The sequence below is a fragment of the Rossellomorea oryzaecorticis genome, from assembly GCF_038405515.1.
Classification (GTDB): Bacteria; Bacillota; Bacilli; order Bacillales; family Bacillaceae_B; genus Rossellomorea; species Rossellomorea oryzaecorticis_A.
In genome coordinates this window covers 1-7,515 of the sequence record NZ_JBBYAF010000073.1, presented here as the reverse complement: position 1 = coordinate 7,515, position 7,515 = coordinate 1, and the positions used below count along the sequence as shown (strand labels likewise).

Here is a 7,515-nt window from a genome sequence, read left to right as displayed (position 1 = left end):
GACTTCGCTTTCCGCGGGTGACCCGTGAGCCTCCTCGGTCGTACCTCCCTGCGGGGTCTCACATTGGCCACTTCTCCCGCAGGAGTCTTCGTCTTCCACTCCAATCAACAGCTGGAGATAGTAAAAAATACTATTTAGCTTTACCTAACAAATAGTATAAAGTCAAAATCTCAGTAAAAACTAACAAAAGCTTGTATTTCACGGTTGTTACAAAGTGATTAAATCAGACAAAAAGGTTTATTTTTTTTTATTAATCATATAAAATGCGCATTAAGTGATTTTTTAATAGGCAGTTTTCGTATTGATTGTTGATACAAACAACATTGATATTACAGAGTGGATTGTAGCGGAAGGCACTTGACTCCGACGGGATATAGAGGAAAAGTCGAGACCCCGCAGGCGGAACGCCGAGGAGGCTCGACTTCCTCCCCGCGGAAAGCAAGTGCCTGCAGCGGAAAGGAGCGGTCATCGTTTACTTACCCGAATAACAATCTTTTAGAAAACAGCCTTATTATATCACCTCTTTGAAAGGAGAAATTGATAAATGAAAAAATTAATGAGTGCTTTACTGATTACAATAATGGCGATTGCATTAGCCGCTTGCGGTAATGGAGAAGAGGCCAAAAAGCAATCTGATGATAAACCTAAAACAGAAGAAAAAAGTAAAGAACAACAAGACCAGGCAAAACAAATGGAAGAAATGCAAAAGAAAATGGACAAACAAAAAGTGGACAAAGATAAAGTTGTCGCAGTAGTCAATGACGAGAAGCTGAAGGGTGAAGATTATAACAACATGCTTACTACTTCCCAAATGCAGTATCAGCAAATGGGACAAGACCCTACAAGCAAAAAAGTCGCTGAACAAATCAAAAAACAAACGATCGATAGTCTCGTAGGACAAACTCTTCTTATGCAGCAAGCAGACAAGAAAGGCTATAAGGCCAGTGACGAAGAAATTAACAAACAACTTGAAGAAGTTAAAAAGCAATATAAAACCGAGAAAGAATTCGAAAAGGCAATGAAAGATGCCGGATTCTCGATGGATGAATTAAAAACACAAGTTGCAGAAAACATTAAATACACAAATTACGTTGAAAAAGAAATAAAAGTGGATGAAGTAACAGAAGATGAAATGAAAAAATTCTATGATCAATTTGCCAGCCAGCAAGGTCAGGATAAGAAAGCGCCCAAATTTGAAGAAGTCAAACCTCAAATCAAGACTCAATTAGAGCAGCAGAAGAAACAAGAAAAGCTTGTACAGCACGTTGAAGAATTAAAGAAAAACGCTAAAGTGGATGTAAAAATATAATTCACAAAAAAGAACAAACCCCCTGCCGGGTTTGTTCTTTTTTGTGTGTGAATGTTTTTTCTTGAAGAAAAAGGGTACAGTCTACCATACCATTACTTTAATAGGCTTAGTTAAAGCTATACCGGTTCTAGCAGTTGATTGGAGTGCAAGACGAAGACTCCTGCGGGAAAAGCGTGTTAGGTGAGACGTGTCTAGCTACGGGGAGGCTCACCGGCCGCCCGCGGAAAGCGAAGTCTTGCACGGAAATCAACTGCGGAATTTAAAACAAATCACTAGTAAATAAGGAGATGAGATACATGAACAAGCGTTCAAACGATAACCCCGAGCAAGTAAATAAGGACCATGAAGGAATCCTGGATAAACACGAAAGTGAACAAAACGTAGACCCGATCCCATTAGAAGACTTAAAGAAAGAACAACGTGAAGAAAAGAAGAAACATCACACCAAAGATGATTCTTCGAGTGAAGAATAAATGGACCAAAAAGCCCCTGACGTTTACGTCCAGGGGCTTTCTTAATCATCTGTTTATTTATTTATCCACTCTGTATGGAATGTCCCCTCTTTATCCTTCCGCTGATAAGTGTGAGCTCCAAAATAATCACGCTGAGCCTGAAGGAGGTTTGCAGGAAGTGATTCCGAACGATAACTGTCATAATAAGCAAGCGCACTTGCAAGCCCCGGGACAGGTATTCCCAATTTGATGGCCGTTGCCACTACTTCACGGGCCTCGTCCTGATAATTCTCCACAATCTCTTTAAAGTAAGGATCCAGAAGTAAATTCGTTAATTTCTCATCACGATCATAAGCTTTCTTGATTTCTTGAAGGAATCCTGCACGGATGATGCATCCCCCTCTGAAAATCATGGCAATCTCACCGGGCTTCAGATTCCAATCATATTCCTTGGATGCTGATTGTAATTGGGCAAACCCTTGAGCATAGGAACAGATTTTGCTTAAATACAGAGCTTTGCGTATCATTTCAACAAACTCTTCCTTATTGCCGGTGAATTCACTGTTCTTAGGTCCTCTTAGAATCTTGCTTGCCTTCACCCGTTCCTCTTTCATAGCAGAAATAAAGCGGGCAAAAACAGATTCTGTGATAATCGACAGTGGCACGCCAAGCTCCAGTGCCGAAATGCTTGTCCATTTACCTGTACCCTTCTGGCCAGCCGTATCAAGGATCACTTCTACAAGAGGTTTACCTGTTTCTTCATCGACTTTCGTGAAGATATCAGCCGTAATTTCGATCAAGTAGCTGTCAAGCTCCCCTTCATTCCATTCTTTGAAGATTTCATGAAGCTCCTGTGCCTCTATTCCCAGGACATTTTTCATTAAGTAATACGCTTCACAGATCAGTTGCATATCACTGTATTCAATTCCATTATGGACCATCTTCACATAATGGCCAGAACCATCAGGTCCGATATATGTACTGCATGCATCATCATTTACTTTTGCAGCGATAGCTGTCAAAAACGGTTCGATAAGATCATAGGCTTCTTTTTGGCCGCTTGGCATAATGGCAGGCCCGTATAAGGCACCCTCTTCTCCACCGGATACACCCGCACCAATAAAATTGATCCCTTGTTCCTCTAAAGCTTTATTCCGTCGGATCGTGTCCTCAAAAAAAGCATTTCCCCCATCAATCAGGATGTCGCCTTTATTTAAGTGAGGCACCAGGGAATCGATCGCTTTATCTGTGATTTCACCTGCAGGTACCATCATCAGGATCTTTCTTGGTGCTTCCAATGAATCTATGAATGACTCCACACTGCTCGTTCCTGTTAACTGCTTATCGCTGTGTTCTGTTAATATTTCATTCACTTTTTCCTCGGTAACGTCATAGATGGCAACAGAGTACCCTCTGCTTTCAAAGTTGAGTGCAAGGCTTTTCCCCATTACTCCAACTCCAACAACACCAATTTGTTGTTTCGTCATACTATCCTTCCTTTCCTTGCTTAAAACATTCACACCGTATATATTATAATACGAAATAAATTTTCATGCTGAACTTTCACGGAAAAACTTTTTTCTAAGTGTGATTTTTATGGGGTGCTATGTTAAACACGCTTTTGATTTCCGTGCAAGACTTCGCTTTCCGCGGGCGGGTGGTGAGCCTCCTCGTCGCTTTGCTCCTGCGGGTGGGAAAAGCGGAGGGGTGCAGCGACGAGGCGGGTGGCATTAGGCGAATCGGCCACGAAGGCGTTCTTTGCCTTCTTGGACGAGTTGACTTATGACATGTGCCTCTAAGCCCCGTAGCTGGACAATAGAAAAGCGGAGGCGGCTCGCCCAGAGGCGACAAGCATAAGGCGAGCAAGACGGAAAGGCGCTTTTTGCCTTTTTGGCTTGATTGACTTATGACCTCGAGCCTCTAAGCCCCGTAGCTAGACACGTCTCACCTAACACGCTTCTCCCGCAGGATTCTTCGTCTTGCACTCCAATCAAAAGCTAGAGCAGGTGTAAAAACATGCTTAATGATAGTATCATTCTTTCCTTTTGGATATTATTCAATTCAAATTACTGAGCACAGCCAATTGAAAAGGACGGATCTGAAATAGATCCGCCCTTTAGATAGATAAGTAAACTATGATTCCAATCGTTCAATGATCGTGGCATTGGCCATTCCATGACCTTCGCACATCGTCTGCAGTCCGAAACGGCCACCTGTCCGTTCAAGTTCATGCATCATCGTTACCATAATGCGTGCGCCGCTGGCACCTAAAGGATGCCCAAGGGCAATCGCCCCTCCATTTGGATTTAATTTGGATGGGTCGGCTCCCAGCTCTTTCAACCATGCCATGGCTACTGGCGCAAACGCTTCATTCACTTCGAAGACATCGATGTCTTCCAAAGATAAACCTGATTTTTTCAGAGCCTTCTTAGTAGCCGGGATAGGCCCGGTTAACATTAAAGTCGGGTCGGAGCCTGTAACCACCCGAGTGTGAACTTTGAATCTTGCCTTTAAACCAAGTTCATCGGCTTTATCGCGTGTCATGAGAAGGAGTGCAGCTGCTCCATCACTAATTTGGCTGGAGTTGCCGGCATGTATGATTCCATTTTCTTTAAATGCAGGCTTCAATGTTGAAAGCACATCAACCGTCGTACCTTGCCTTGGTCCTTCATCTTTTTTGAAGGTGAACGTACCACCCTCTTCAGCACGAACATCAATCGGATAAATTTCTCTATCAAAATGCTGTTCCTTCTGTGCATTCAATGCTTTTTGATGACTTTCATAAGCAAATTGATCGAGTTCTTCCCGACAAAGTCCATATTTTTCAGCGATTCGTTCTGCTGATAATCCCTGATGGATGATTTCGTGCTGCTCCCTGAGTTTTTCGCTGAATCCCGCTTTTCCATAATTAGACGCGATAGGTACCCTTGACATATTCTCCACTCCGCCTGCAACGACAATGTCCATATCTCCAGAGAGAATTGCTTGTGCAGCAAAATGAACTGCCTGCTGGCCCGATCCGCATTGACGATCAATGGTCGTTCCAGGTACTTCAACCGGGAACCCTGCAATCAATGCAGCTACCCTGGCGATATCGCCTGCCTGCTCTCCTGATTGAGTTACGCAACCAAGAATGACATCATCCACACATCCGGGATCGACCCCTGTTTTCTCCATCAGCCCTTTAAGAATTTCACCAGCCAAATCATCCGGCCTCATATCTTTCAATATACCGTTCCTTCTACCGACTGCAGACCTTATCCCTTCCACTATGACTACTTCTCTCATAACCTTCCTCCTCTATAGACCCAAATTCTTTGCAATGATCACTTTCATAATTTCATTTGTACCTGCATAAATACTTGCGACCGGCACATCTCTATACCTCCTGGCAATTTCATACTCCTCCATATATCCATATCCTCCATGAAGCTGCATACATTCCGTCGCGATTCTTCTGGACATTTCAGTAAGTTTGAATTTCGCCATGGACACTTTGGTAACCACATCTCTTCCATTTATGTGCTCGGCAATCAACCCGTCAAGAAAAGCTCTCCCCATCTCAATATCCGTTGCCATTTCCGCCATTTTAAATTGTACATGTTGAAATTGACTGATCGTTTTCCCAAAAGCTTCGCGGGCTTTTATATAGTCCATGGTAAGCGAAAACATATGTTCAGAGGAGACCTGTGCCGCAATGGCAACAACCAGCCGTTCCTGCTGGAGCTTTTTCATAAGGTATTGAAACCCTTTACCTTCCTCACCGATTAGATTCTGTTTAGGCACTTTACAATCTTCAAAAATAAGTTCAGCCGTGTCCTGGCAGTGAAGGCCGACCTTTTCAAGCTTTCTTCCCCTCGAGAACCCCTCTGCGCCTCTTTCGATAGCCAGGAGGCTGATTCCTTTGTGAGGGGGAACTGCCCCCGTATCCGTTTTACATGCCACTATAACCAAGTCAGAATGAATACCATTGGTGATAAATGTCTTTTGGCCATTCACGATGTAATGGTCACCATTTAGTTTGGCAGTCGTTTTGATCCCGGCCAAGTCAGATCCCGTACCTGGTTCAGTCATTGCAATGGCTGTTATCATATCACCACTTGTACACGAGGGCAGCCAGCGTTTCTTTTGTTCTTCAGTTCCATACTCGCTTATATAAGGTACGACAATATCATTGTGCAAGCCAATCCCGATTAAACTTGACCCAACACGTTCCAGTTCTTCGTTAATGATGACAGAGAAACCCCAATCAACACCGCTTCCTCCGTATTGTTCATCAATGTCCGGGCACAGAAAGCCCTGATTACCCATCTTCTTCCAAAAAGATCTCGGCACAATCCTGTCCTTTTCCCACTGTTCATAATTAGGACCGGCCTCATTCTGCAGAAATTTTCGAAGAGAGCTTCTAAATATTTCATGATCTTCTGTTAAGTAAGGGTGGTTCACATCATTCTCCCCTTTCTAAAATAGTTGAGTAGATAAGATAATGAATGATTATCCATTCATTTTTAATGTGGTTTGCTCTTATTTCGGCTGCATACGAATAGCTCCATCCAGTCTGATCGTCTCGCCATTTAGCATGGGATTCTCTACAATTGCCTCTACGAGCTGTGCATATTCAGAAGGGTAGCCAAGTCTTTTTGGAAATGGGACTGTCATACCCAATGAAGTACGTGCCTCTTCAGGTAATGAGTCGAACATCGGTGTATGAAATAAACCGGGGGCAATTGTCATCACCCTAATTCCATCCCTTGCAAACTCTCTTGCAATCGGAAGCGTCATTCCTGCAACCCCTGCCTTGGAAGCACTATAGGCCGCCTGTCCGATTTGCCCATCAAATGCAGCCACGGAAGCTGTATTAATAATAACTCCTCTCTCACCGTATTCATTTTCTTTGTTGCTCTGCATTTTTTGTGAAGCTAAACGTATGACATTAAATGTACCGATTAAATTGATTTCAATCACCTTAGAAAACTGTTCAAGAGAGTGAACACCCTTCCTGCCGACCACTTTGGATGGGGGAGCAATCCCTGCACAATTTACAACCGTATTGACGCTTCCAAACGAATCAACAGCATTCATTATTGCCGCTTCTACGTCTTCCTCTCTGGTCACATCCGTATAATGAAATCCCACTCTGCCGCCTAATTCTCTTTGTAACTCCCTTCCCTTCTTCTCATCGATATCCAATATAAAAGCTTTTCCCCCTTTTTCGACGAGATTCCGGACAGTGGCTTCACCTAATCCTGAGGCACCTCCAGAAACAATTGCCATACAATCTTTGATTTTCATTTAGACAGCCTCCAATAATTGTTATACCTATATTTTATCTTTGAATGAATGAAAAAGAAATAATTTTAGGAAGATTCTGTTTATTTATTCTTCATCATATTCATCAATCTTCTTGAACAAAATAAGAATGGACTTTAAATTATTGCTTGGAGGGATAATCAATGACTAATAAAAACGATAACCGCGAACGCAAAAATAAATATCCTAATAATAAGAAAACAGATACTGAGTTCTCGAAGGAAACCGGCATCCGAAGTGAAATAACAAAAAAAGACCTAAAAAAATAATATCCATGCAACCAAAAGAGGCTGGGACAAAACAAAAAAACACCACATAAAGATGAACAATTTTAGGTTAGTCTGTTAATGCCGCTAATGATTTCCGTGCAAGACTTCGCTTTCCGCGGGTAGCCCGTGAGCCTCCTCGGCAAGCCTGCGGGAAGAAAAGCGGAGGGGCTTTGTT

General features: G+C 42.8%; 7 protein-coding genes. 3 read left to right on the top strand and 4 right to left on the bottom strand.

Annotated features, from left to right (window positions below):
* Nucleotides 1–544 precede the first annotated feature (544 nt).
* Complete coding sequence (locus tag AAEO50_RS20650) at nt 545–1,309, top strand: SurA N-terminal domain-containing protein (protein ID WP_341986257.1); 765 nt, start codon at nt 545–547, stop codon at nt 1,307–1,309.
* 296 nt (nt 1,310–1,605) lie between these two features.
* Nucleotides 1,606–1,782: a hypothetical protein gene (locus AAEO50_RS20645; protein WP_341986256.1), complete on the top strand. Its 177-nt coding sequence runs from the start codon at nt 1,606–1,608 to the stop codon at nt 1,780–1,782.
* 53 nt (nt 1,783–1,835) lie between these two features.
* Here AAEO50_RS20645 and gndA read toward each other — a convergent pair whose 3' ends face one another.
* The 4 genes from gndA to AAEO50_RS20625 form a co-directional block, all read right to left on the bottom strand.
* Nucleotides 1,836–3,248 carry an NADP-dependent phosphogluconate dehydrogenase gene (gene gndA / locus AAEO50_RS20640; RefSeq protein WP_341986255.1) on the bottom strand — a complete coding sequence of 471 codons (1,413 nt, stop codon included), beginning with the start codon at nt 3,246–3,248 and terminating at the stop codon, nt 1,836–1,838.
* A 646-nt stretch (nt 3,249–3,894) separates the two neighbouring features.
* A complete protein-coding gene (locus tag AAEO50_RS20635) occupies nt 3,895–5,049 on the bottom strand; it encodes a thiolase family protein (RefSeq protein WP_341986254.1) in 1,155 nt (384 codons plus the stop codon).
* A gap of 12 nt (nt 5,050–5,061) precedes the next feature.
* Nucleotides 5,062–6,207: an acyl-CoA dehydrogenase family protein gene (locus AAEO50_RS20630; protein WP_341986253.1), complete on the bottom strand. Its 1,146-nt coding sequence runs from the start codon at nt 6,205–6,207 to the stop codon at nt 5,062–5,064.
* 78 nt (nt 6,208–6,285) lie between these two features.
* Nucleotides 6,286–7,053 carry a 3-hydroxyacyl-CoA dehydrogenase gene (locus tag AAEO50_RS20625; RefSeq protein ID WP_341986252.1) on the bottom strand — a complete coding sequence of 256 codons (768 nt, stop codon included), beginning with the start codon at nt 7,051–7,053 and terminating at the stop codon, nt 6,286–6,288.
* A gap of 161 nt (nt 7,054–7,214) precedes the next feature.
* Between AAEO50_RS20625 and AAEO50_RS20620 the strand changes: the two genes are divergently transcribed.
* Complete coding sequence (locus AAEO50_RS20620) at nt 7,215–7,340, top strand: hypothetical protein (protein ID WP_341986251.1); 126 nt, start codon at nt 7,215–7,217, stop codon at nt 7,338–7,340.
* Nucleotides 7,341–7,515: the final 175 nt, after the last annotated feature.